At 63.3% G+C, this 21,862-nt stretch carries 22 protein-coding genes; 17 read left to right on the forward strand and 5 right to left on the reverse strand.

Annotated elements, in window-relative coordinates; genetic code table 11:
- Positions 1–37 precede the first annotated feature (37 nt).
- From P3T43_RS23870 to P3T43_RS23905, 8 genes are all read left to right on the forward strand, one after another.
- Positions 38–241, forward strand: a complete 204-nt coding sequence (locus tag P3T43_RS23870) for a hypothetical protein (protein WP_429283508.1) — start codon at positions 38–40, stop codon at positions 239–241.
- Between the two features lie 9 nt (positions 242–250).
- A complete protein-coding gene (locus P3T43_RS23875; protein ID WP_429283509.1) occupies positions 251–1,123 on the forward strand; it encodes a MerR family transcriptional regulator in 873 nt (290 codons plus the stop codon).
- Positions 1,124–1,364: 241 nt separating this feature from the next.
- Entirely contained in the window at positions 1,365–2,393 is a 1,029-nt protein-coding gene (locus P3T43_RS23880) for a sulfonate ABC transporter substrate-binding protein (protein WP_429283510.1), read from the forward strand.
- A gap of 217 nt (positions 2,394–2,610) precedes the next feature.
- A complete protein-coding gene (locus tag P3T43_RS23885; protein ID WP_429283511.1) occupies positions 2,611–3,519 on the forward strand; it encodes a mechanosensitive ion channel family protein in 909 nt (302 codons plus the stop codon).
- 204 nt (positions 3,520–3,723) lie between these two features.
- Positions 3,724–5,304 (forward strand): flavin-containing monooxygenase, encoded by a 1,581-nt coding sequence (locus P3T43_RS23890; RefSeq protein ID WP_429283512.1) that lies wholly within the window; start codon positions 3,724–3,726, stop codon positions 5,302–5,304.
- Positions 5,301–6,206, forward strand: coding sequence for an SDR family NAD(P)-dependent oxidoreductase (locus P3T43_RS23895; protein ID WP_429283513.1), 906 nt, complete (start codon positions 5,301–5,303; stop codon positions 6,204–6,206). Before P3T43_RS23890 ends, P3T43_RS23895 begins: the two co-directional genes overlap by 4 nt.
- A gap of 62 nt (positions 6,207–6,268) precedes the next feature.
- Positions 6,269–7,147, forward strand: coding sequence for a metal-dependent hydrolase (locus tag P3T43_RS23900; protein ID WP_429283514.1), 879 nt, complete (start codon positions 6,269–6,271; stop codon positions 7,145–7,147).
- Positions 7,148–7,161: 14 nt separating this feature from the next.
- Positions 7,162–8,076, forward strand: coding sequence for an alpha/beta fold hydrolase (locus P3T43_RS23905; RefSeq protein WP_429283515.1), 915 nt, complete (start codon positions 7,162–7,164; stop codon positions 8,074–8,076).
- Here the strand turns inward: P3T43_RS23905 and P3T43_RS23910 are convergent.
- A complete protein-coding gene (locus P3T43_RS23910) occupies positions 8,051–8,605 on the reverse strand; it encodes a putative glycolipid-binding domain-containing protein (RefSeq protein WP_429283516.1) in 555 nt (184 codons plus the stop codon). The genes P3T43_RS23905 and P3T43_RS23910 overlap by 26 nt on opposite strands.
- Before the next feature lie 254 nt (positions 8,606–8,859).
- Between P3T43_RS23910 and P3T43_RS23915 the strand changes: the two genes are divergently transcribed.
- Positions 8,860–9,777 (forward strand): urea transporter, encoded by a 918-nt coding sequence (locus tag P3T43_RS23915; protein WP_429283517.1) that lies wholly within the window; start codon positions 8,860–8,862, stop codon positions 9,775–9,777.
- A gap of 12 nt (positions 9,778–9,789) precedes the next feature.
- On the opposite strand, the gene P3T43_RS23920 is transcribed toward P3T43_RS23915, so the two are convergent.
- Positions 9,790–10,095 (reverse strand): hypothetical protein, encoded by a 306-nt coding sequence (locus tag P3T43_RS23920; RefSeq protein WP_429283518.1) that lies wholly within the window; start codon positions 10,093–10,095, stop codon positions 9,790–9,792.
- 722 nt (positions 10,096–10,817) lie between these two features.
- On the opposite strand from P3T43_RS23920, the gene P3T43_RS23925 reads away from it, so the two are divergent.
- From P3T43_RS23925 to P3T43_RS23950, 6 genes are all read left to right on the forward strand, one after another.
- Entirely contained in the window at positions 10,818–11,021 is a 204-nt protein-coding gene (locus tag P3T43_RS23925; protein ID WP_429283519.1) for a type II toxin-antitoxin system RelE/ParE family toxin, read from the forward strand.
- Positions 11,008–11,295, forward strand: coding sequence for a helix-turn-helix domain-containing protein (locus P3T43_RS23930; protein ID WP_429283520.1), 288 nt, complete (start codon positions 11,008–11,010; stop codon positions 11,293–11,295). The genes P3T43_RS23925 and P3T43_RS23930 overlap by 14 nt, the downstream gene beginning before the upstream one ends.
- Before the next feature lie 287 nt (positions 11,296–11,582).
- On the forward strand, positions 11,583–13,004 hold the full coding sequence (locus P3T43_RS23935; RefSeq protein WP_429283521.1) for a cytochrome ubiquinol oxidase subunit I: 1,422 nt from the start codon (positions 11,583–11,585) through the stop codon (positions 13,002–13,004).
- Positions 13,005–13,028: 24 nt separating this feature from the next.
- On the forward strand, positions 13,029–14,033 hold the full coding sequence (cydB, locus tag P3T43_RS23940) for a cytochrome d ubiquinol oxidase subunit II (protein WP_429283522.1): 1,005 nt from the start codon (positions 13,029–13,031) through the stop codon (positions 14,031–14,033).
- Positions 14,008–14,184 carry a hypothetical protein gene (locus P3T43_RS23945; protein WP_429283523.1) on the forward strand — a complete coding sequence of 59 codons (177 nt, stop codon included), beginning with the start codon at positions 14,008–14,010 and terminating at the stop codon, positions 14,182–14,184. The genes cydB and P3T43_RS23945 overlap by 26 nt, the downstream gene beginning before the upstream one ends.
- A gap of 522 nt (positions 14,185–14,706) precedes the next feature.
- Positions 14,707–15,453 (forward strand): response regulator transcription factor, encoded by a 747-nt coding sequence (locus P3T43_RS23950; RefSeq protein WP_429283524.1) that lies wholly within the window; start codon positions 14,707–14,709, stop codon positions 15,451–15,453.
- Between the two features lie 7 nt (positions 15,454–15,460).
- On the opposite strand, the gene P3T43_RS23955 is transcribed toward P3T43_RS23950, so the two are convergent.
- On the reverse strand, positions 15,461–17,245 hold the full coding sequence (locus tag P3T43_RS23955; protein ID WP_429283525.1) for a hybrid sensor histidine kinase/response regulator: 1,785 nt from the start codon (positions 17,243–17,245) through the stop codon (positions 15,461–15,463).
- Positions 17,246–17,510: 265 nt separating this feature from the next.
- Here P3T43_RS23955 and P3T43_RS23960 point away from each other — a divergent pair, with 265 nt between their 5' ends.
- Positions 17,511–18,302, forward strand: coding sequence for a hypothetical protein (locus P3T43_RS23960; protein WP_429283526.1), 792 nt, complete (start codon positions 17,511–17,513; stop codon positions 18,300–18,302).
- 122 nt (positions 18,303–18,424) lie between these two features.
- Positions 18,425–19,201 carry a hypothetical protein gene (locus P3T43_RS23965; RefSeq protein ID WP_429283527.1) on the forward strand — a complete coding sequence of 259 codons (777 nt, stop codon included), beginning with the start codon at positions 18,425–18,427 and terminating at the stop codon, positions 19,199–19,201.
- 74 nt (positions 19,202–19,275) lie between these two features.
- Here the strand turns inward: P3T43_RS23965 and P3T43_RS23970 are convergent, their stop codons facing one another.
- Together P3T43_RS23970 and P3T43_RS23975 are read right to left on the reverse strand one after the other, a co-directional pair.
- Positions 19,276–20,676 (reverse strand): FAD-binding oxidoreductase, encoded by a 1,401-nt coding sequence (locus tag P3T43_RS23970; protein ID WP_429283528.1) that lies wholly within the window; start codon positions 20,674–20,676, stop codon positions 19,276–19,278.
- Positions 20,673–21,656 (reverse strand): isopenicillin N synthase family dioxygenase, encoded by a 984-nt coding sequence (locus P3T43_RS23975; protein ID WP_429283529.1) that lies wholly within the window; start codon positions 21,654–21,656, stop codon positions 20,673–20,675. Before P3T43_RS23975 ends, P3T43_RS23970 begins: the two co-directional genes overlap by 4 nt.
- Between the last annotated feature and the right edge of the window lie 206 nt (positions 21,657–21,862).

A 21,862-nucleotide genomic window follows, 5' to 3' on the forward strand; every position in this document is an offset into this window, starting at 1 on the left:
TGCTGTATGCTCACGCGCTCGTTCAGAAGGAGCATCCATGAAGCTTTCGACCTGTTTGGGATACGCGGCGCTGCTGCTGTCCGTCAGCGCCTATGCGCAAACCTCGCAGACCTTTACCTTCGGTGAGGGCCAAACCACCCTCAACGGCGCGCATGCGCGTCCGTCGCACGGCGCTCAGACACAGCCCAAGGCCAAGCCGAAGCATGCGAGGACGCAGCATCCCGCCTCCGCCCCGCGGTAAAATCCCCGCATGCCGAAAACGCCCTCCTCCGCGCCTCCAGCGTCCAGCGCGTCGCCCAACGAATACACCGTCGACGAACTCGCACGGGTGACGGACAGCACGGTGCGTAACGTGCGCGCCTACCAGGACCGTGGCCTGCTCGCGCCGCCGGAAAAGCGCGGGCGGGTTGGCGTGTACGACGATACGCATGTGTCGCGGCTGAAGCTCATCAACCATCTGCTGGCGCGCGGCTACACGCTCGCCAACATCCAGGACCTGATCAAGGCCGTCGACGAGGGCCACGACCTGCGCTCGATTCTCGGTCTCGAGACGGCCATCGGCAGCCGCTGGTCGCGCGAGCGGCCGAGGAAGTACTCGCTGGTCGAACTGCTGCAGATGTTCGGCGGCAATGCCTCCCCAGGCACTTTGTCGAAAGCGGTCGATCTGGGACTGATCGACCGCAACGGACTGTCGTTCGTCGCCAATAGCCCCGCCGCGCTATCCGCTGGCGCCACGATGGTGCATGAAGGCATTCCGCTCGCCGATCTGCTCGAAGCCGTGCGGATCTCACGTCCGCATTTCAATGCCGTCGCCAAGGCGATGGTCGACCTCGTGGTGCGTCAGCTCGATCGCTACGAAGCTGGGGCGCTGCCACCGCCCGCCGACGTGCCGGCGCTGGTCGAGGCGATCTGGCGGGTCCGTCCCCTCGCCATGGTGCTGGTTGAAACCGAAATGAACCGTGCGCTCGAAGAAGCATCCGGCGACTATCTCGGCGATCGCGTCGCAGGCATCATGGAAAAGCTCGGCAGTACGCACGAAACCACGCCGACGGCCTCCGCGAACTCCGCCGGAGCCGAGCCCGCACGCGCCGTCAGCGCAAAAAAATCACCCGCCAGAAAGTAAGTGACCACGGCGTTGCTGCCGTCAATCGTGCTGTCATCGGCGGGAAGCGCAGTGAGCCGAGCGTCTGCTGCGCGTCATATCCAAATCTCCATTGCTTGGTTTGCGCCACAGCACGTCCATGCGACGATCCCTTTACCGCAGCAGCGACGTCATAACAGCCGCGCCGACATACACCCTGCAAAAACGCGTGGGATGAGCGTGCTCACGCTGCTGCATCGACCGCACGCATGGAGATCACCGAATGACACGCAGTCCGATCACCCGCCCGCGTCTCGCCACCCGCCGCGCATCAGGCACATTCACAGCATTGGCCGTGCTCACGGCATTGACGCTCGTCAGCGCGGGCCAAAGCTTCGCTCAGAACAACGGCGACGAAGCGGGCAAGGTATTGCGGATCGGTTATCAGAAGGCCGGCCTGCTCGCGATTTTGAAAGCGCAGGGTTCGCTCGAACAGAAGCTCGGACCACTCGGCTATAGCGTGAAATGGTTCGAGTTCCCCGCCGGCCCGCAACTGCTCGAAGCCCTGAACGCCAAAAGCATCGACTTCGGTTATACGGGCGCCCCACCGCCGGTGTTCGCCCAGGCGGGCGGCGTCAACTTCGTGTACGTGGGCGCGGAACCTGAGGGCGTTCATACCGAAGCGGTGATCGTCAAGACCGGCTCGCCGCTACAGACGATCGCACAACTCAAGGGCAAACGCATCGCCCTGCAAAAAGGCTCGAGCGCGAACTTCCTGCTGCTCGAAGTCCTGCAGAAGGCGGGCTTGCGCTACGAGGATATCCATCCGGTCTACCTGCCGCCTGCTGACGCCCGCGCTGCATTCGAGAGCGGCGACGTCGACGCGTGGGTAATCTGGGATCCTTACTATGCCGCTGCACAGCAGGCACTGCACGCGCGCACGCTGGCCGATTATTCAAACGTCAACACCGCGCACAGTTTCTATGAGGCGACCCGCGACTTCGCCCAGCACCATCCCGATGTCATCGGCATGCTGCTCGGCCAGTTGCGCACGACAGGTCAATGGGTCAACCAGCATCCGGCGGAAACCGCGGCGCTGATCGCGCCGAAGGTCGGCCTCGATCAGCAACTGGTCGAAACCTGGGTGCGCCGCTATCCCTATGGCACAACCGCTGTGACCGACGACATCGTCCGCTCGCAGCAGAGCGTTGCGGATGTGTTCTACGGCGCGCATCTGATTCCGCAAAAGATCACCGTGCGTGACAACGTCTGGCAAAACAGCGAAGTGGCGGCCAGTCTCGCGGCAAAATAAGCGCGTAGCGATATCACCTGACCCACTCTCTCCGGCCACGCATCGTAACGATGACGGGGCCACAACAGCGCCTCTGCGACCCGGTATCATGCGGGTCCCGCCGCGCACATTCCATCTGTCCCGATTGCCAAAAACGTTGTAGCGGCAGCGCTTTTCCCTTTTGAACCATCATGCGGCGCCACGCGCGCCGTTGCAGAAAAGAAGGACCCTCAAGGCTATGCAGAATCTTCTCGCCGAGATCCACCCGAACCGGTGGACTTTCCTCTGGGATGCACTCACCTCCATTTCGATGCACCTGTGCGCCGCCGCGCTGATCCTCGTCGCGGGCTGGTGGGTCGCACGCCGCGTCTCGCGCTCGCTCAACCGCCTGCTGACCCGTCAGTCGCGTATGGACGCCACGCTGCGCCCGGTCCTCTGCGACACCAGCCTGTGGGGCATTCGTGTCGTGGCGATCGTCGGTGCGCTGTCGCAGTTGGGTATCCAGACGGCCAGCATCGTCGCGGTGCTCGGCGCCGCCGGCCTCGCGATCGGTCTCGCATTGCAAGGGACGATGCAAAACATCGCGGCCGGCATCATGCTGTTGCTGCTGCGGCCCTTCAAGGTAGGCGATTCGATCGAAGCCGGCACGGGCACCGTGGCAGGCACGGTCGAAGAAATCAGTCTGTTCACGACGCGGCTCACCAAGGCCGACGGCATCTGCGAATACGTGCCGAACAGCGCGCTGTGGAGCAATTCGATCCGCAATTACAACCGCAATCCGACGCGCCGTCTGGATCTGGAAGTGGAAATCTCCGTGCGCGACGACGTCGATCACGCGCTAGCCGCCCTGCGCTCGCTCGCCGCCGCCGACCCGCGTGCCTTGCCGACGCCCGCGCCGCAAGTCATGGTGAGCCGCTTCGACGACAGCACGGTGGTGCTCAACGTGCGCGTGTGGGCGAATATCGACGTGTTCTGGGACATGCGCTGGGATCTCGCGCGCCAGGTGCGCCAGACACTCAACGACGCCCAATGCGGTTTGCCTGTCCGCACGCGGGAATTGCATATCGTGCAGAGCAGCGAAGCGATTGCGGCGAGTGAACCGATGCCGCTTCGCGCGACTGCGGCTTCACGCGCCATCACGCAGTAAAGCCCGCGCCGGACTGATCCGGCGTTACGCCTCCCTTCAGCTTCATCCTCGGCGCCATTCCGCATAGTGGAATGGCGCTCGACGCCCCGCCTCCCGCCCCCATAGAGCCCGCCGTCTAAACCGCTTCTTGTGTGATTCGTTCTCAGCCCCTATCGTTACATCACTCAATGTCACAGTTAAGAGTGAAAAAAGGAGACGGACCGGATGAACGCACGCACAATGCCCCCCGACGCGTTGGCGCCTCTCGAGACCGATGTTGCGATTATCGGGTCGGGCTTTGCCGGACTCGGCATGGCGATCCGGCTCCGGCAGGCCGGCATGACCGATTTCATGGTCGCCGAAAAAGCTGCCTCGGTCGGCGGCACCTGGCGCGACAATCATTACCCCGGCTGCGCGTGCGACGTCCAGTCGCATGTCTATTCGTTCTCGTTCGCGCCCAATCCGCGCTGGACCCGTATGTTCGCGCGCCAACCCGAAATCCGCGCCTACCTGGAAGCGTGCACGCAGCGTTTCGGCGTAGCGCGGCATATCCGCTTCGGCCACGAACTGGTTAGCGCTACTTATGACGAAACCTGCCACCGCTGGCAGATCGCATTCGCCAACGGCCAGCGCTGGTCGGCGCGCGTGCTGGTGTCGGGCATGGGCGGCCTGTCGCGCGCGGCGCTGCCCGACATTCCGGGCCTCGCCAGCTTCAAGGGCAAGACCTTCCACTCGCAGCAGTGGGATCACACCTATTCGCTCGAAGGCAAACGCGTCGCCGTGATCGGCACGGGTGCCAGCGCGATCCAGTTCGTGCCGCAGATTGCCTCGCGCGCCGCTCAACTGAACCTGTTCCAACGCACCCCGCCGTGGATCATGCCGAAGGCCGACCGCGCGGTGAAGCCGCTCGAACAATGGTTGTTCCGGCATGTGCCGTTCACCCAGAAGATCATGCGCGCGGGCCTCTATTGCGTGCTGGAATCGCGGGCCTTCGGCTTTGCGGTGCATCCTTCGTTGATGAAGACCGCGCAAAAGATCGCGCTGCGTCATCTGCGCCGACAGGTGCCCGATTCGCGATTGCGCGCCACGCTCACGCCCGACTACACGATGGGTTGCAAACGCATTCTGATTTCGAACGACTATTATCCGGCCCTCTCGCGCCAGAACGTCTCGGTCGTCACGAGCGGTATCGCGCGTGTGGAAGAAGATGCCGTGGTCACCGCAGATGGCGTACGTCACCCCGTCGACTGTGTAATCTTCGGCACGGGCTTCCAGGTCGCGGACCCGTTCCCGCGCGGCGTGGTGCGTGGCAAAGGCGGTGTCGATATCGTGGATACCTGGCACGACGGTGCCCATGCTTATCTCGGCACGACGTTGCCTGGTTATCCGAACTTCTTCATGATCGTCGGCCCGAACACCGGCCTCGGTCATAACTCGATGGTGTACATGATCGAGTCGCAGGTCGAGTACATCCTGCGCGCACTGCAAGCCATGAAAGGCGGTCGCACCGCGGCAATCGAGGTGCGTCCGCAAGTCGAACGCGCCTACAACGAGCAGATCCAGCAAAAACTCGACCGCGCAATCTGGTCCACCGGCGGCTGCAAGAGCTGGTATCTCGATCCGGCAACCGGCAAGAACACCACCCTGTGGCCCGGTTTTGCATTCCGTTTCCGCCAGGCGACCCGCACCTTCCGCATGGACGACTACTTCGCCTATGCGCCTGCGGCGCAGTCGAATGCCGCGTCGGGCGGCCACGCAGAACAAACCACAAGGCACCGCTCAGAGAGGATGGGAGAAATACGATGAAGAGTTTCACAGACCGTGTGGCAGCGATCACGGGCGCGGGCTCAGGCATGGGCCGCTCGCTCGCCCTGCAGCTGGCGCGCGAAGGCTGCCATCTGGCGCTCGCGGACCGCAACGCCGCGAGCCTCGCCGAAACCGCGCAGCTCGCGCGGGTAGAGGCGCCGCAGATCGTCGGTGCACCGCTGCATATCACGACACGTGTGCTCGACGTGGCGGATCGCGCGGCCATGTTCGATTGGGCGGCCGAGACCGTCGCTCAGCACCAGCGTGTCAATCTTGTGTTCAACAACGCGGGCGTGGCGCTGTCGAGCACGATCGACGGTATGGAATACGCGGATCTCGAGTGGATTGTCGGTATCAACTTCTGGGGCGTCGTGCATGGCACCAAAGCGTTCCTGCCGCATCTGAAGGCTGCAGGCGCGGGCCACATCGTTAATACGTCGAGCGTGTTCGGACTTTTCGCACAGCCAGGCATGAGCGGCTACAACGCCACCAAGTTCGCGGTGCGCGGCTTCACCGAGGCGCTGCGCCAGGAGCTCGACCTGATGAAATGCGGCGTGTCCGCCACTTGCGTGCATCCGGGCGGCATTCGCACCAGCATCGCGCAATCGAGCCGGATTGCCTCGAACATGGTCGGCTTCATGATCGAGAGCGAACAGCAAGGTAAGGACGACTTCGAAAAGTTCTTCATCACCACCGCCGACCAGGCCGCCCGCGTGATTCTCGACGGCGTGCGCAAGAACCGGCGGCGCGTGCTGATCGGCCGCGACGCGCGAGCCGCCGACTGGCTCGCGCGCACACTGCCGGCTGCCTATCAGACGCTTGTCGTGATGCAAACGCGGCGCATGCAGCGCATTGCGCACAAACGCGCCCGCGCGGCGGAAGCTGCTGGGCGGCGCGCCTAAACCATCTGCACCATCTGCACCAACCGCACATCCGGAACATCGGCACCTCAAGGAGAAAGGCCATGCTGCCCGTTCGCCGCGACCTTCGTTTCGCTTTACCCCCTGAACGTGCCTGCGACTGGCATCAGCAGGGTTCACACGTCACGCACTTTTTCAACGCACTGTCACTGCTGTTCCCCGCGGGCGAGCGCTTTTTCATGGACAGCGTGCGCAACTACCGCGACCGGATTCACGATCCGCTGCTGAAAAAGCAGGTACTCGGATTTATCGGTCAGGAAGCGATGCACACGCGTGAGCACGTCGAGTACAACGATCTGCTGCAGAACGCCGGATTGCCCGCGCACAAGCTCGACCGGCGTCTCGCGATGTTCCTCAACGTCAATCGCAAGATGCCGAAGTCGTTTCAACTGGCGATGACCGTCGCGCTCGAACACTACACGGCCATGCTGGCCGGCCTGCTGCTAGAGGACGATACCCGTGTGGGCGGCTCGGTCGAAGGATATGCGCAGATGTGGACCTGGCATGCGCTGGAAGAGACCGAACACAAAGCGGTCTCGTTCGATGTATGGAACACAGCGGTCAAGCCCGGTCTCGCGCGCTATCTGCTGCGCACCGGCACCATGCTAACGGTGACCGTGGTGTTCTGGCTGATCGTGTTCGACTACCACGTGCGCCTCCTGATCGCCGACCGCAAACGCGGCGGCCATGTGCGCGGCATGTGGCGAGTCGTCAAATTCCTCTACGGACCGAGGCATGGTGTGTTTCCCGGCATCGCAATGGAGTGGCTGCGCTTCTTCAAACCCGGTTACCACCCATGGGATCACGACAATCGCGCGCAACTGGCGCGCATTGACGGTCTCGTCGCCGCGGTCACTGCCGCTAATGCCGCCGACCCCGCCGCACTGAAAGCGAGCCGCCGCGGCGTGCGGGCGGCTGCGTGACCCGCGACGCGCTCATGATCGACACAGGCGATGTACGCCTCGCGGTGTATGTCAGCGGACCGCGCGAGGCGCCGCCGCTGGTGCTCGTGCACGGTTATCCGGATTCAGCGGCCGTCTGGGAGCCGCTGCGGGCACAGCTGGAGCGGCACTACCGCGTGATTGCCTACGACGTGCGCGGCGCAGGTGCATCGCAAGCGCCGGCGCGGCGCGCCGGGTATCGACTCGAACGGCTCGCCGCCGATCTCGCCGCCGTCGCCGATGCGACCTGCGCTGGGCGACCGTTTCATCTGGTAGGCCACGACTGGGGTTCGATCCAGAGCTGGGAAGCCGTCACGAGCGCGGCATTCGAAGGTCGTATTGCGTCGTTCACGTCGATCTCCGGCCCATGCCTCGACCACGCAGCGCTCGGCTTGCGCGGCTCGCGCGGGACATCTCCCGGGCAGCACGCCGCGCGGCCGTTCGCGAGCGGCCTGCGGCAAATGCTGAAGTCGTGGTACATCTTCGTGTTTCATCTGCCGCTCTTGCCGGAACTCGCGTGGCGCTGCGGGATGGCGCGTGGCTGGTCTTTGTGGCTGCGCGTCTCCGAACACGTGCGTGGCGAGCGCGACCCTGCTCAGCTGCGCAACGGGATCAACGGTCTGAATCTCTACCGCGCCAACTTCATCGACCGGCTGTTTCATCCACGTGCGCGACGCGCCCATGCGCCAGTGCAATTCATCGTGCCCTTGCGCGACCGTTACGTCGGGCCGGCCTTGTCGCTGGGCCTCGAAAAATGGCTCGGCGACTATACGCGCGAGACGATCGACGCTGGCCACTGGGTCGTATTGCGCGACCCCGTGGACATCGCCGCGAAGATCGATCGCTTCGCGGCCCGCTGTGCGCCGCGTGGCCGCCCAGACGACGTCAGCGCGTTCGCGGCAAGCGCGTGAAGAGCGTCGGGTAGTCGATCACCAGGCCGTCTTCGTCGACGCTCAGGTTAGCGCTGAAGTTGCGGAAGATCCCCTCGTAGCGATATTCGCGGTTCAACGCGATGCACGTATAGGCCTGCGCGACGCGCGTGACCTGCAGGTCCGGGGTCGACAGGTACGCCACCTCGATCGGCCGACGCTCGCCCTCCGCCAGTTGCAGACGCCGGATGGGCAGCGTGTTGGTGAACGGGGTCGCGGCAATATCGATGTCGATACACCCTTCGATCGCAGCGAGCGTCATGCCTTGGCCATCGTGCCAATGCCCCGCGCCGTCGCTGTGTAACGCCAGTTCGCCGCCGCCCATGATCTTGAGATACCCGTCCCCGACGCGCCAGTGCGGGTCGCAATGTACCCCGTAGTAAAGCCCATAACCCTTGCCATAGCGCTGCCCGACAACCGCGCTCTCGACGAAGACACCCTCGTCGCGCGCATCGAACACCAGATGTTCGATGCCGTCGCCCTCTTCCGATGCCCAACGGACTTCACGCATACGCCTGCCTCCTTGTGGATCGGCACGGCAGCACGGGTTTGCAAGAGCGCATGCCGGACTTCTATCGTAGCAAGACCTGCCAGCGTGCGCTGCGCCCCGCAAAACACATCACAAATAGCCACTATCATCGTATCGGGATGCCGGATAAGGCACGGATACCCTATGCTCGCGGGTCTTCCTCCATAAACCGACCGCGGCGCCCTCGCGTCACGCGGTCCTTCTTCACAGTCACGCCGTTGCGCTGCCTCGCCATCATGCATGCTGCTTCCAACCCGACAGAATCCGCCGCGCTGCGCACGCTGTTGCGCAGTCTCGGCCAGATCGTCCTGCAGCCCAATGCCTTCACCGGAGCGTGCCTCGTCGCCGCATGGCTCGTTTACGACCTGCGTCTCGCCTGCGCCGCGCTGACCGGCGCGATAGCGGCAAATATCGGCGCTGTGCTGGCCGGTTATGACGAGGCCGATACGCTTGACGGGCTGCACGGCTTCAACGGTGCATTGGCCGGGCTCGCGGCATTCACATTCATCGCGGATAGCGCCACCGCGGGCGCCGTGGCAATTCTCGCGGGCTTCGCCACGGCGTGGGGACTTGCACCGTGGTCACGCTGGCTGCGCTCGCGGGGTCTGAGTGTCTATTCGAGCCCTTGCCTGATCGTTACATGGTTGTGGCTGCCGCTTGTCGAGCGTGGCACGGCGCCGCTTGCCGACGCTCATGTCTGGACCTTCGCCCGCATTCCGGACGGTCTCTTCGCGGGGCTCGCACAGACGGGTTTCGCGTCAGGTGCGGTGGCCGGCGTGCTCGTGCTGGCCGGTATCGCCGCGTCGTCGTGGCGGCTCGCAGCGTGGGCGCTGGCAGGCGCGTGTATGACGAGCGCAGTCCATCTGCTGCTTGGCGCAAGCCTCGTCTCGTTCGACGCCGGTCTGCTCGGATTCAACGGAGCATTGACGGCGCTGGCGCTCGCCGACGCCGGTTGGGTCGCCGTGCTCGGCGGTATCGCGCTGGTTATGGGTCTGCAGCACGTGACCGGACACGACGGATGGCCCGCCATGACCGCGCCGTTCGTCGCCGCGACATGGACCGTGCAAGCGCTGACACGCCGCCGCATCACGCCTCGTGGCGCTAAACGGCGGGGCATGCCGACACGGCGGCTCGGCCGTGCCGGAAGATCATGAAAATATCCGTGCTCAAAAATTCTCGAAGCGCTTTTCGAAAAGTTGCCCGTTCCTGAACAGGAACATGACATGGAGTTGACCGGATGCGCCGCCAACATAATCCCATCGCGTGAGATCGCCCGCGGATTTCTCGGCGAAAGGACCGCCCAGTTGTTCCAGCACGTGCACCTTCGATGTCCCCGCTGGGAACCGTTGCTCGAGGCTTTCACGCGTCCAGTTACGCGTATGAATCTGGTCGTAGGTGTACGTGGGTGTCACACAACCAGCCAGCCCAGCGAGGCTGGCCGCGAAGACCGTCAGAACCACTAACTTTTTCATCTTTGTCTCACTCGCATCGGGAAACACCTACGATCCCATCCGCAGGTTCGCAGGACGATCAGACACATCCCAATCCGCTCCGGGCGCGACAATCTGGCACACGAATCGTGTTCGACTTTCTTGCAGGACAGCACACCGAACAGGCATAAAAAAACGGCGTCGCCGCTTGAAGCGGGACGCCGCGAGAACCACACTCGCATGTCGGGGTCGATCACACGAGAGATCTCAAGATATCCGCTACGCAGACGTTACTCAAGCTGAAATAGCTTCGTTTGTAACGGCGGGGTCGGTAGTCCTTACGTCCGAGGAAAGTGCCTCGTCATGCAAGCCGTATCGCACCAAGGGGCGAGCGCCGTGCCGCATTGTTCAGACCCATGATCAATTTACACATTCAAACATTTCTTACGATTGCATAGGACTCCACGTATTTCCTGATACCGAGTACGAACCGCCTCATATCGTCGAAGCCCGGCCATTTTGCCAATGCTCAGAACACATTCAATCCGTTATCCTGACTTTCATCCAGCAGCACAAGCGTTGTGCCTTCCCATGCTTATGACGTGTGCGCCACAACCCTGTGTCGTCGCCTCCGATGCAGCACCGATTGCGATTCGTTCAATCGAGGGGGCACTTGTTTTTAGATAACATATTTGTTATATTGGAACCCAATGGCATTTGAGATCGACTTTTAGAGTGAGAAGGTCAAAACCCAGGTCGCTTCCTTGCCCAAAACGCTGTTGGCGCGCTTTATCGCGCTAGCTGGCCTGAAGGGAGCCGAAGGAATTGCCAGAGTGTTCTATTGCTCGATCGTCGACTATCGAATCGTCATGCTTCACTCCTTTGTGAAGAAGTCGCAAGACACGCCGTTGAAGGAGCTGGAAGTGGCTCGCACAAGACTGCTGGAGGTCAAACGTGTCAACGTATAAAGAACTGCGGAAGTCAGCCCTCGCAGATCCCGAGGTCCGCGCGGAATTCGAACGCCTGAATCGCGGTGAATTCGCCCTGCTCGATCAGATGCTCGCGGCACGTCACGCCGCCGGCCTGAGCCAGGCGCAAGTCGCCGAACGCATGGGTACGCACGCGCCCGCCATTACACGGCTCGAGCGCGCGCTCGAATCCGGCCAGCATTCGCCATCCATCGAGACCTTGCGCAAATACGCCGCAGCGTGCGGCAAGAAGCTCGTCATTTCAATTACGTAGTTTGAGGCGTCCGGCGCTGCACTTCTGCTGCAGCGCGGTGTATTGACGCAGTTTGCGTTTCGGGTGTCGCGTCGCCATGCGCGGCACTCCGAAATAAACCTGATATTGATCAACGGCTTATCGCCTCCAGATCACAACGCGACCCTCTTCTGCGCGTCTTTTCGACGCACGTCGCAACGCAGCAAAGCCTTCCACATTCCCCTACTCTTGCGCCATCTGCACACCGCAGTGCGCGCCGACACCGGTCGTCGCGCGTTGGTTGTTTCGGCATCAACGGCAGCAACGCTATGAACCCCGCACCCGCAATCTCCGCATTTGACCTGGCGCGCATCCAGTTCGCGTTCACGGTTTCGTTTCATATCGTCTTTCCGGCGCTGAGCATCGGACTGGCCAGCTTCATCGCCGTGCTCGAATGGCGCTGGCTCAGAACCCGCAAGGCCTACTACAAAGATCTGTGCCTGTTCTGGTCGAAGATCTTTGCAGTGGCTTTTGGCATGGGCGTCGTTTCCGGTGTCGTGATGAGCTACGAGTTCGGCACCAACTGGTCAGGCTTCTCCAGTTTCGCCGGTCCGATTACCGGGCCGTTGCTGATGTACGAGGTCATGACCGCGTTCTTCCTCGAAGCCGGCTTCCTCGGCATCATGCTGTTCGGCTGGCAGCGCGTCAGTCCACGTGCGCACTTCGGCGCCACGCTGATGGTCGCGGTGGGCACGCTGATTTCGACCTTCTGGATTCTTGCCTCGAACAGCTGGATGCAAACGCCGCAGGGCTTCGCTGTCGAGAACGGTCATGTCGTACCGCTCGACTGGTTCAAGATCGTTTTCAATCCATCGTTTCCCTACCGGCTTGCGCATATGGCGCTGGCCGCGTTTATCGTCGCCGCGCTGGTGGTGGCGGCCGTGGGCGCGTGGCATCTGCTCAAGGGGCGGCGCGATCCGGCCGTGAAAAAGATGTTCTCCATGGCACTGTGGATGCTGTTGCTCTTGACGCCCATCCAGGCCGTCGTCGGCGACCAGCACGGCCTGAATACCCGCGAGTACCAGCCGGCCAAGATCGCGGCCATCGAAGGTCTGTGGAACACCGAGAAAGGCGGCACGCCGCTCAATCTGTTCGGCATCCCGGACATGAAGGCCGAGACCACCCGCTATGCGGTCTCGGTCCCTCACCTGGGCAGCCTGATTCTCACGCATAGCTGGGACGGCGAAATCCGCGGCCTGAAGGAATTCCCGCCCGAAGACCGGCCGGATTCAACCGTCGTGTTCTGGAGTTTTCGCGTGATGGCAGGGTTCGGCGTACTAATGATCGCGATGTCGATCGCCGCCTGGGTGCTGCGCCGGCGCGGCACGCTGTACGACGCGAAGTGGTTTCACAAGCACGCGGTGGCGATGGGCCCGACCGGTTTCATCTCGCTGCTGGCCGGCTGGGTCACCACGGAAGCCGGTCGCCAGCCGTGGGTCGTGTATGGCGTGCTGCGCACCTCGCAAGCGGTGTCGCCGCTCACCACGCAGCAAGTCGGCATTTCGCTGATGGCGTTCGTGATCGTCTACTTCCTCGTGTTCGGCACCGGCATCTACTACATGCTCAAGCTGATGCGCGCGGGCCCCGCATTGCCGCCGCATGGCACGCCTGACACGTTGGCGGGCGCACTCGCCGGCCGCACTGCGCGCTGCCCCACGACGGCCGTCGACCGGTTGGTCGACGCAGCCTGAATCTCCCATCACGAGGAAAAAAAGATGGATGTCACCGTAGTGTGGGCCGCGATCATCGCGCTGGGCCTGTTCATGTATGTCGTGCTGGATGGCTTCGATCTGGGCATTGGTATCGTATTTCCGTTCTTCCCCGATGAGAGAGAGCGCAATCTGATGATGAACACGGTCGCGCCGGTCTGGGACGGCAATGAGACCTGGCTGGTGCTCGGCGGCGCCGGGCTGTTCGCGGTGTTTCCGGTGGTCTATTCGACCGTGTTGTCGGCACTGTATCTGCCGCTGGTTTTCATGCTCGCCTGTCTGATCTTCCGCGGCGTGTCGTTCGAACTGCGCGGCAAGGCGAACCGGACCAGGCATCTGTGGGATCTGGCGTTTATCGGCGGCTCGACCGGTGCGGCGTTCTTCCAGGGCATCGTGCTGGGCGCGTTTCTGCAGGGCATTCCGCTCGCCGACGGCAGCTATGCCGGTGGCGCCTTTGACTGGCTGACGCCGTTCAGTCTGCTGACCGGCCTCGGACTCGTCGTCACCTACGCGCTGCTCGGCTGCTGCTGGCTGGTCGCCAAAACCGAAGGCGATCTGCAGCGCCGCCTGCATCGGGTCGTGTGGCCGCTGACGATGGTGCTGCTCGCCTTCATCGTCGCAGTCAGTCTCTGGACGCCGCTGCAAGAGCCGGTCATCGCGCAGCGCTGGTTCGCGTCGGGCCTGTTCTACCGTCTGCTGCCGGTACCGTTCCTCGTCGCGCTGTGTGTGTTCTTCATGCGTCGCGCCGTACGCGACCGGCATCACAAAACGCCCTTCGTGCTGGCGCTCGCGCTCGTGCTGATCGGCTATCTCGGCTTGCTCGTGAGCCTGTGGCCCTACGCGATCCCGTCGAGCATGACCCTCTGGGAAGCCGCCGCGCCGCGTTCGAGTCAGATGTTCACGCTCGCGGGCGCGGCGGTGATCATTCCCATCATCCTGACCTACACCACCCTCGGCTATTGGGTATTTCGCGGCAAGGTGAGCCATGACGACCAGCATCACTATCACTAAGCCGAAGCAGCCGGCCGTCGCACCCACGCGCCGCGCGTTGCCTGGCTGGCTCTGGTTCATCGCGCTGTGGTGCGCCGGCGTGAGCGGCGCCATGTCGCTCGGCTTCGCGTTCAGGATCCTGATGAACCTGACGCTCTTCGCGGTGAAATGACGCGCGGGCTGCCGCCGTGTGCTCACGCGCGCAGCCACTCAGGTAAAGGCCTCAGGGCAAGGCAATTGTTAAACCTTGCATCCCTCGCTTCAAAATCGGACAACCGTACGCGTTTATGTAGCAGGTCGCAGCATAAACAGTCGTCAGATGAATGGATGCGAGGCGGCGGGTGGAACAACGCACCACAAGTACCCACCCGCTGTCCGCACAGGAGACCTCCTCGACGTCGGCATTCGGTACGCTGCTTCCGCGGGGATTTGTGCAAGAGCCCAAGGTGCCACCCGAGCACCCTTAGTGACACCGTTGGCGCCGATCGAGCCTATGATCGCGACAGCAGGTGGCGCAGTAGCGGCAGTTCAATATAAGCCTTGCAGTCAGGGAGGCACGCGGTAGACGAGGCCACGCTTGCAAAGAGGCCCGACGGGACGGATGGCGCAGAACGGGGGTTGCGCCATCCGCGTCCGGCATCGGCGAAAAAACGGTGGACAATACGCATACGCAGGGCCGATACGCGGAGACATCATGAAGTTTCTTGTGGCCGACGATCATGAACTGATCCGCCAGGGCGTCAAAGGATTGCTCCGCGGACTCGACCCGGATGCCCAGTTCGACGAAGCCGACAGCTGGGAAACGCTCGCCGCCGCCGCGCGGCCCGACGCCGATCACGATCTGGCGATCGTCGATCTGCACATGCCCGGCATGAGCGGCGCGGCGTCCCTCGAAGTCCTGCTGAAAGAGAATCCGGCGTTGCCGGTTGTCGTGCTCTCGGCCGAAGAATCGCCCGATGAAATGCGCGCGGTACTCGCTGCCGGCGCGCTCGGCTTCGTTCCGAAACGCCAGCCCGCGAGTGTCATGCTGAAGGCGATCGAACTCGTGCTGTCCGGTGGCGCGTATGTACCGATGGAAGCACTAAGCCTGCTCGGCACGCGCGCAGCCGCTGTACCCGGCGCGGCCAGCAGCACCATGAGCGCACCCGCGGCTCCCGCGCCCGCAGCCGCCGCGCCAGCCGTGACCGAACCGATCGTCCAGGTGACAGCCCTGCAGCCGCATCAACAGCATCTGCTGGAGAACCTCTCGCCACGGCAACAGGACATCATGCGGCTCGTGCATCGCGGCTGGACCAACAAGATGATTGCGCGCGAACTGGGCGTCGCGGAAGGGACCGTCAAGGTGCATCTGTCGGTGATCTTCCGCGCGCTCGGGGTCCACAACCGCTCGGCGGCGATTGCCGTCATCAATGGCTGGCTGGAGGCGGGCAAGACACTCTAGCGGCCGGCTAGACCGCGGACCGCGCCCGGTCCTGTTCGGCCTGCTGCCACAAGGTCTCCAGCATGCGCCGCAAGCGCGCCGGCGTGACCGGCTTGTGCAACACCGGAACCCCCTGCGTCGCGAGGGCCGCCAGCTCGCCCGAGGCCATCTCGCCGGTAATCAACAACATCACGGCACCTTCCTGTCCCTTGCGCTGCAACGCCTCGCGCACGGTCGTCAGCGCCTCTACGCCCGTGCGGTGGTTCGCGAGGCGGAAATCGCTGAGTACCGCGTCCGGCACGAAGCCCTCTTCGAGCGCCCGCAGCGCCAGCGCTTCGTTGCGCACGCCGCGCGCGATACAGCCCCAACGGCCGAGCAGGCTTGTCAGTCCTTCGAGCGTCGACGGGTCATCGTCGATGCACAGCACCTGCCGTCCCTGCGCCGATGGGCCGCCTGCCGCCGTGTCGCTCAGACTCGCCACCAGCGCGGCCGGGTCGCCCGCCTGCACCGGAAAGCGGAACACCGAACCGCGTCCCGGCGCCGAGCGCAAGTTCAACTCGCCACCCAGCAAGCCGATCAGCCGCCTGACCGTGGGCAAGCCGAGCCCGTGTCCCTGGCTCGCGTCGCGCTGCGGGTTGGCCACCTGATAGAACTCCTCGAAGATGCGCTCCTGTTCGGCAGCCGCAATGCCGATGCCGGAATCGCGTACCTCGATATAGCCGCCACTGCGCCGGCCGGCGCGTCGCAGGCCCATCCAGATTGCGCCCTCCCCGGTATAGCGCACGGCATTCGAGAGCAGGTTGCTCAACACCCGTTCGAGCAGTACCGGGTCGTCGTACACCACCATCGTGGTCGGTGCGATGCGCAGCGCGAGGCCCTTGGCCGCCGCCTGCGGCCGGTACTGGCTGCCGACCCGCTCGAACAGGTCGTCGAGCCGGAAATGCAGCCGGATCACCTGCGTGGCGCCGGTTTCGAGCCGCGCCAGATCGAGCACCTGGTTGAACAACTGGTTAAGCGCCTCGACGTTGTTGACGATGTGATCGGCGGTTTTAGCGTGTTGCACGGGTGTCACGGAAGCGTCGTTGAGCGACGCCGCCAGCAGGCTGACCGCATGCAGCGGCTGGCGCAGATCGTGGCTCGCCGCAGCGAAAAAGCGTGTCTTGGCGAGGCTCGCCTCGTCAGCGCGCTGTTTTTGTTCGGCTAGCGATTCCGCCAGTTGCTGCTGATCGACGCGCGCCTCCACCACGCGCTGAAACAGCTTGCGGTAGCTCATCGCGTAGAGGTTGACGGCGCAAAAGAAAAACGTGAGGACGACCGCCAGAATGGTGCGGTCGAAGTTGTGACTGCCGAACAGCAGCACAATGGCCGGCACCAGCACCAAGGTGATGTTGGTCGAAAAGTTGAGCACGTCGAAGCCATTCGACATGAACACGCCGGCCGCCAGCGTCGCCAGTATGACGGTGTGCAGCACCGGCAGATCGCTCTGGGGGGTTTGAAACGCGAACCAGATCGAGAGGCCCGGCGCGCTGCACAGAAGTGCGCCGCGCAGCGCGTGCAGCCTGATCCAGTTGCGTGCGCTCAGCGCAGCGGGCCGGCGCCGCCGGTACAGCAACAATCCCATCGATGCGCAGTTCACCACCGCGTAGAAGACGAAGCATGCCGCGAACCACTGCGGATACGGCATGTCGCCCCAGTAGATCGAGACCAGCACAGCGATCACAAACCAGTGCGTGAAGAACGCTAGCGCGTCCTGTGCGTACAGCACGCGCGCCAGGTCTTCGTCTATCGCTCGCTGGATGGCATCGTCCCGCATCGTGCGGTCTCCCTGGTGGACCGGAGTTAGCGCTTTACGCTGCCGACGATGCCCAACATGGTGCATGGCACCGCAGGCGATGGCGAGCTTGGTTTACCCGGCAGTTTACCTGTCAGCTATCACTTAATCCATATAGGCGAAGCCACGCGCAAAAATCATACTTAAGTCACTTTCAAGCGCGGCCAAAGGTCTTCACGGACCCTCTCGCCGCCCCGCCTGGCGGGGCCTACCGCGCTCCCTGCACCATCCCTCAATGGAGGCTTTCATGGGCGCCGTACCGAGCCGCGAGTTCGTCCGCAATCTGGACAATGCGATCCTTCCCGATCTGTGGCGCCGCCGCACTCACCTGTCCGGAGACGAAATGGTGTCGATGGTCGAACTGGTGAAGCGGGCACTGCGCACCTATCATCCGCTCGAATTACAGGCGCTCGGCGAGGACAAGGAAGAACTCGTCGCGCAGTTCATCTTCTCCCGTGTCCTTCGCCTGACTCCCGGCCATTCCGATACGAATGCCTGCCCGGAAAGCGCCCCATCCAACGGCTACGCCCTCTGTGCGTACTTCCGCCGCTATCTGATCGACTGCCTGCGCAGCGCCGGCCATCAGCGCAACGTGTCGATGGAAAACGAAGGCATGGCACAGGAAATCGACCTGCACGCCCATGCGCTCGAAGACCCGGTCGAAAGCGTCCTGCTGCAGTACGGCCTCGACGAAGCGCGCGTGCGCCGCGCAGCGCGCCGCTTCATCGACGGCCTCGACGAACCGGAGCGCATCGTGCTGGCCGGCAGTCTCGGCTGGTGCTCGGAATGCAAAGGTGGACTGTCGGCCGTCGCTTCGCAGCATCGCGTGCCCTCTTATCACTATCGCGCCGTCAAACTCGGCGTCACTATGAAAAAGACGGGCGACGCCAGCGATTTTTCCAATACGAAGATCGGCCGCTGGCTAAGCGACGTGCTCGGCATCGAAATCGAGCTCGACAATCGTTCGGCCATTCTGATCGCGCTGAACCTGCTCGCCGCCGAATCGAGCGCCAGCGAATTGATCGAAGCCGCTGCCTGAGTGCTGCCTGAGCGCGGCCTGAGCGCGGCCTGAGCGAGCAGGGTCTTGCAGACCACGCGTGCGAATTGACTTATGATCCGAACCAGCATGAAGCCCATAAGCCACCGCCACGCCAATCACCTATGGAACAGTTGACCTTCGGTACCTGCGTCAAGAGAAGCTGGATCAGCACCTGGCAAGCTTTCGTCGAGATGCCGGGACTCGTCCTCGGTGTGTTCGTCGTCATCACCTGCACGTCTCTGCTTTCTGCGTCATTTCACCCCGCGCCATCCGGGGCCGACTTCGATCCTGCCACGGCGGCCGGTCATGCCTTTGCCAGACTGGCGCTTTCGATTCTGCAAATTGTCGTGTGCGGTTGCCTGACGATCAAGGTCACGCGCTTCGTCCTGCTAGGCGAAGGGACGCAACCCCTGGTGCCCCTCGGCGGCAAACCGCTTGGCCGCCACCTGCTGTTCACGCTGGGCGTGGGTGTCGGCACCGTGGTCATCACGATTGCCGCGGCCATGCTTGCGCACGGGGCACAATCGGAGAAGCTCGCGCTGATCGTCGTACCCGTGCTGCTGGTGTACCTGTTCATTCTCGTCCGTTTGAGCCTGATCTATCCGGCGGTCGCGCTAGGCAGCCGGCTGACGCTGCACACGGCGTGGCAAGACAGCCGAGGTCATTTCTGGACGATCGCCGGGATGGGATTCATCGCCTATCTACCGCTGCTGGTCATCTGGATCGCCGCATTGCTGGTGGGCGGCAGGACGCTGCTGGCGGCGCTTCTGCAGGGCTCCGTGGTCGCCAATGTCGTGCAGGCGTTCGTCAGCACGATATTCCTCGTGCTGTCGGCGGCGGTCATGGCGTGGGTCTACCGCCGCTATGCGAACGGTTTGCTGGAGAATGCGGCGCTCTGAGATGGGTTCGGGCGGCACGGCACGCCGCCCTCGCCCGGCATGTGGACATGCCGGCGCCGTTTGCGCTGAAGCCTTCAGAACAGCTTGCCAGGATTCAGAATGCCGTGCGGGTCCAGCGCCTGCCTGATCGCCGCCATCGCGGCCAGTTCCTCAGGCGAGCGCGAGATCGGCAGGAACTCGCGCTTTAACGAGCCGATCCCATGTTCCGCCGAGACCGAGCCGTGCAACGGTCCCAGCATTTCATAGACGTACGCATACACCGCGCGATGCTCCACGTCTGGGACCGAATGGCCATCCACGGTGAGATGCAGATTCGAATCGCCAATATGGCCGAAGAAATAGGACTGGTTATCCGGCCATTGACGATCGAGCGCCGCACGGCAGCGGTCGACAAACCGACCAATCTCGCCGATCGGCAGACTGATGTCGAAGTTGATCGGGTCCATCTTCACCGGGAATTCGGCCGTGCATTCGCGCACTGCCCATAAGGCGCGCGCATCGGCCATCGATTGCGCAATGACGGCATCGCGGATGGCGTGCGCATCCAGTGCTTCGGCTAGCGCAGCGGCATAGCGTTCGCCATCATCAGCCGCATCGAAACTGGCGTGTTCGATTAACGCGTACAGCGGATGCGCCTGCGCAAACGGCGAACGCTTGCCGGTCAAGGCGACGCCGAAGTCGTAGAAGTCCGGCCACATGATTTCAAACGCGCCGATGTCATTGCCGAAGCGGGTCGACAAGCGGCGCAGCAAGCCGACCGCCGCATCGTAATCGTCCAGTGCCACCAGCGCCGTATGCCGCGCCGCGCGCTGTGGATGCAGGCGCAATACCGCGCGGGTAATCACGCCGAGTGTGCCCTCCGAACCGATAAACCAGTGCTTGAGGTCATACCCCGTGTTGTTCTTCACCATCTTGCCGAGCGAGCTCAAGACCGCGCCGTTCGCCAGCACCACTTCCAGGCCCAGCACCTGATCACGCGCCGTGCCCGACTGGATGACGCGATTGCCGCCCGCGTTCGTGGCGAGGTTGCCGCCGATCTGACACGAGCCGCGCGCACCGAGATCGAGAGCAAGCTCGAATCCCGCTTGCGCAGCGGCCTCCTGAGCCGTCTGCAAGGTGGTGCCGGCCCGGACCGTCATGGTGGCCGAAGCAGGATCGATTTCCTCGATGCCGGTGAGCCGTTCGAGCGACAACGCCATATCCTGGGCGCGGGGAATGGCCCCTCCTGCGAGCCCCGTCATGCCGCCCTGCGGCACCACCGTTTGATGTGCTGCGTGACAGATCGCGAGCGCCTGCGACACCTGCTCCGTAGTCCGCGGTAACAACAACGCCGCTGCGCGTGTTGGCTCCTGACGCGTCCAGTCGGTCATCGAACGCTCGCTGATCTGTTCGCCAACGCGCACGGCGTCATGTCCGAGTGCTTCGCGCAGCGCGGCCAGGGTGGCGGAAAGCGTGGCGCTGGGTCCGTTCGTCATGCTGCCGTCCCCTGCGCGGCCTGCTTCTTCCGGTAACCCATCGAGTCGTTGATGCGCCCAAGAATGTAGTCGCCCGCCGCGACGGGTTGATATCTGAGGTCCGCGACGCTCGTACCGAGTTCGCGCGGATCGACTGACGCGCCGTAGGTCGGATCGTAAAACGTGGCGATCGAATAACGCTCGCGGCCGGACGCGTTGATCACACGATGCAGCGTCGAGCGAAACCGGTCGTTGGTCCAGCGCGCGAGCAGGTCGCCCACGTTGACGACGAAGCTGCCTGCAATCGGCGGCGCATCGACCCACGTGTCGTTGGCAATCTCGCGCACCTGCAAGCCGCCGACCTGATCCTGCCAAAGCAGCGTAATGCAGCCATAATCGGTGTGCGGCGCCACGCCGAACTGGTCGGCATCCAACTGCGGCGGCTGCGGTGGGTAGTACACCATCTGCGTGCGCTGCATGCGTTTGGTATAGCGCGGCGCAAAGAACTGTTCGTCCACGCCGAGACTCACGGCCACCGCGCGCAACAGGTCGGCGCCGCACAGCGCTACCGCTTCATAGTAACCGTACAGCGCCGGCCGCAATTCGGGCATGAACGCCGGCCAGTTGTTCGGCCCGCGCAAAGCCTGGCCCGCGAGCACATCGGGGTCGTCTTCCGGCAACTCCAGTCCGATGCTGAAGAACTCCTTGTAGTCGGGGCGCTTGGCCTGATACATCGTCGCATCGCCGAGCGCGTTGAAGCCGCGATGCCGCTGGTTCACCGCAGCACGCCGTTTGGTTTCCACCGGAAACGCGAAGAAGGTGCGGGCCGCCCGCTCGGCCGCGTCGATGGCGGCCTGCGGCACACCATGATTGACGATGTAGAAAAACCCGATCGTCGTACACGCGTCGTGGATTTCACGGCCCACGCGCTGCATGGCTTCTGGATCGCCGACGCGTACGCCAGCGAGGTCGATGATCGGAATGCGGGTGACCGGCTGCATCGCAACCCTCCTGAAAGCTTCAGCAGATTGGACTGCCTGGTAATCTGCTTAGTAATCCGATTAATAAGCTGACGAATGCGCGCGTCGCCGCTACTTCGAACACCTTGCAAAACAGGCGCGTCGCGCACGCCTACCCAGTTGTATATACCGCCAAAAGCCGCATCGCAAGCCGCCTCTTCACTACGTACCAGTCGTTACGTGCGCCC

The organism is Paraburkholderia sp. GAS41, assembly GCF_050436545.1.
Taxonomy (GTDB): Bacteria; Pseudomonadota; Gammaproteobacteria; order Burkholderiales; family Burkholderiaceae; genus Paraburkholderia.

Bases quoted from the DNA above. Each gene is read 5' to 3' on its own strand.
- P3T43_RS23965 (WP_429283527.1), top strand. From the start codon at position 18,425: ATGGAACAGTTGACCTTCGGTACCTGCGTCAAGAGAAGCTGGATCAGC.
- cydB (WP_429283522.1), top strand. From the start codon at position 13,029: ATGGATGTCACCGTAGTGTGGGCCGCGATCATCGCGCTGGGCCTGTTC.
- P3T43_RS23975 (WP_429283529.1), bottom strand. From the start codon at position 21,656: ATGCAGCCGGTCACCCGCATTCCGATCATCGACCTCGCTGGCGTACGC.
- P3T43_RS23900 (WP_429283514.1), top strand. From the start codon at position 6,269: ATGCTGCCCGTTCGCCGCGACCTTCGTTTCGCTTTACCCCCTGAACGT.
- P3T43_RS23915 (WP_429283517.1), top strand. From the start codon at position 8,860: ATGCATGCTGCTTCCAACCCGACAGAATCCGCCGCGCTGCGCACGCTG.
- P3T43_RS23935 (WP_429283521.1), top strand. From the start codon at position 11,583: ATGAACCCCGCACCCGCAATCTCCGCATTTGACCTGGCGCGCATCCAG.
- P3T43_RS23895 (WP_429283513.1), top strand. From the start codon at position 5,301: ATGAAGAGTTTCACAGACCGTGTGGCAGCGATCACGGGCGCGGGCTCA.
- P3T43_RS23890 (WP_429283512.1), top strand. From the start codon at position 3,724: ATGAACGCACGCACAATGCCCCCCGACGCGTTGGCGCCTCTCGAGACC.
- P3T43_RS23945 (WP_429283523.1), top strand. From the start codon at position 14,008: ATGACGACCAGCATCACTATCACTAAGCCGAAGCAGCCGGCCGTCGCA.
- P3T43_RS23950 (WP_429283524.1), top strand. From the start codon at position 14,707: ATGAAGTTTCTTGTGGCCGACGATCATGAACTGATCCGCCAGGGCGTC.
- P3T43_RS23870 (WP_429283508.1), top strand. From the start codon at position 38: ATGAAGCTTTCGACCTGTTTGGGATACGCGGCGCTGCTGCTGTCCGTC.
- P3T43_RS23880 (WP_429283510.1), top strand. From the start codon at position 1,365: ATGACACGCAGTCCGATCACCCGCCCGCGTCTCGCCACCCGCCGCGCA.
- P3T43_RS23910 (WP_429283516.1), bottom strand. From the start codon at position 8,605: ATGCGTGAAGTCCGTTGGGCATCGGAAGAGGGCGACGGCATCGAACAT.
- P3T43_RS23955 (WP_429283525.1), bottom strand. From the start codon at position 17,245: ATGCGGGACGATGCCATCCAGCGAGCGATAGACGAAGACCTGGCGCGC.
- P3T43_RS23960 (WP_429283526.1), top strand. From the start codon at position 17,511: ATGGGCGCCGTACCGAGCCGCGAGTTCGTCCGCAATCTGGACAATGCG.
- P3T43_RS23970 (WP_429283528.1), bottom strand. From the start codon at position 20,676: ATGACGAACGGACCCAGCGCCACGCTTTCCGCCACCCTGGCCGCGCTG.
- P3T43_RS23875 (WP_429283509.1), top strand. From the start codon at position 251: ATGCCGAAAACGCCCTCCTCCGCGCCTCCAGCGTCCAGCGCGTCGCCC.
- P3T43_RS23920 (WP_429283518.1), bottom strand. From the start codon at position 10,095: ATGAAAAAGTTAGTGGTTCTGACGGTCTTCGCGGCCAGCCTCGCTGGG.
- P3T43_RS23885 (WP_429283511.1), top strand. From the start codon at position 2,611: ATGCAGAATCTTCTCGCCGAGATCCACCCGAACCGGTGGACTTTCCTC.
- P3T43_RS23905 (WP_429283515.1), top strand. From the start codon at position 7,162: ATGATCGACACAGGCGATGTACGCCTCGCGGTGTATGTCAGCGGACCG.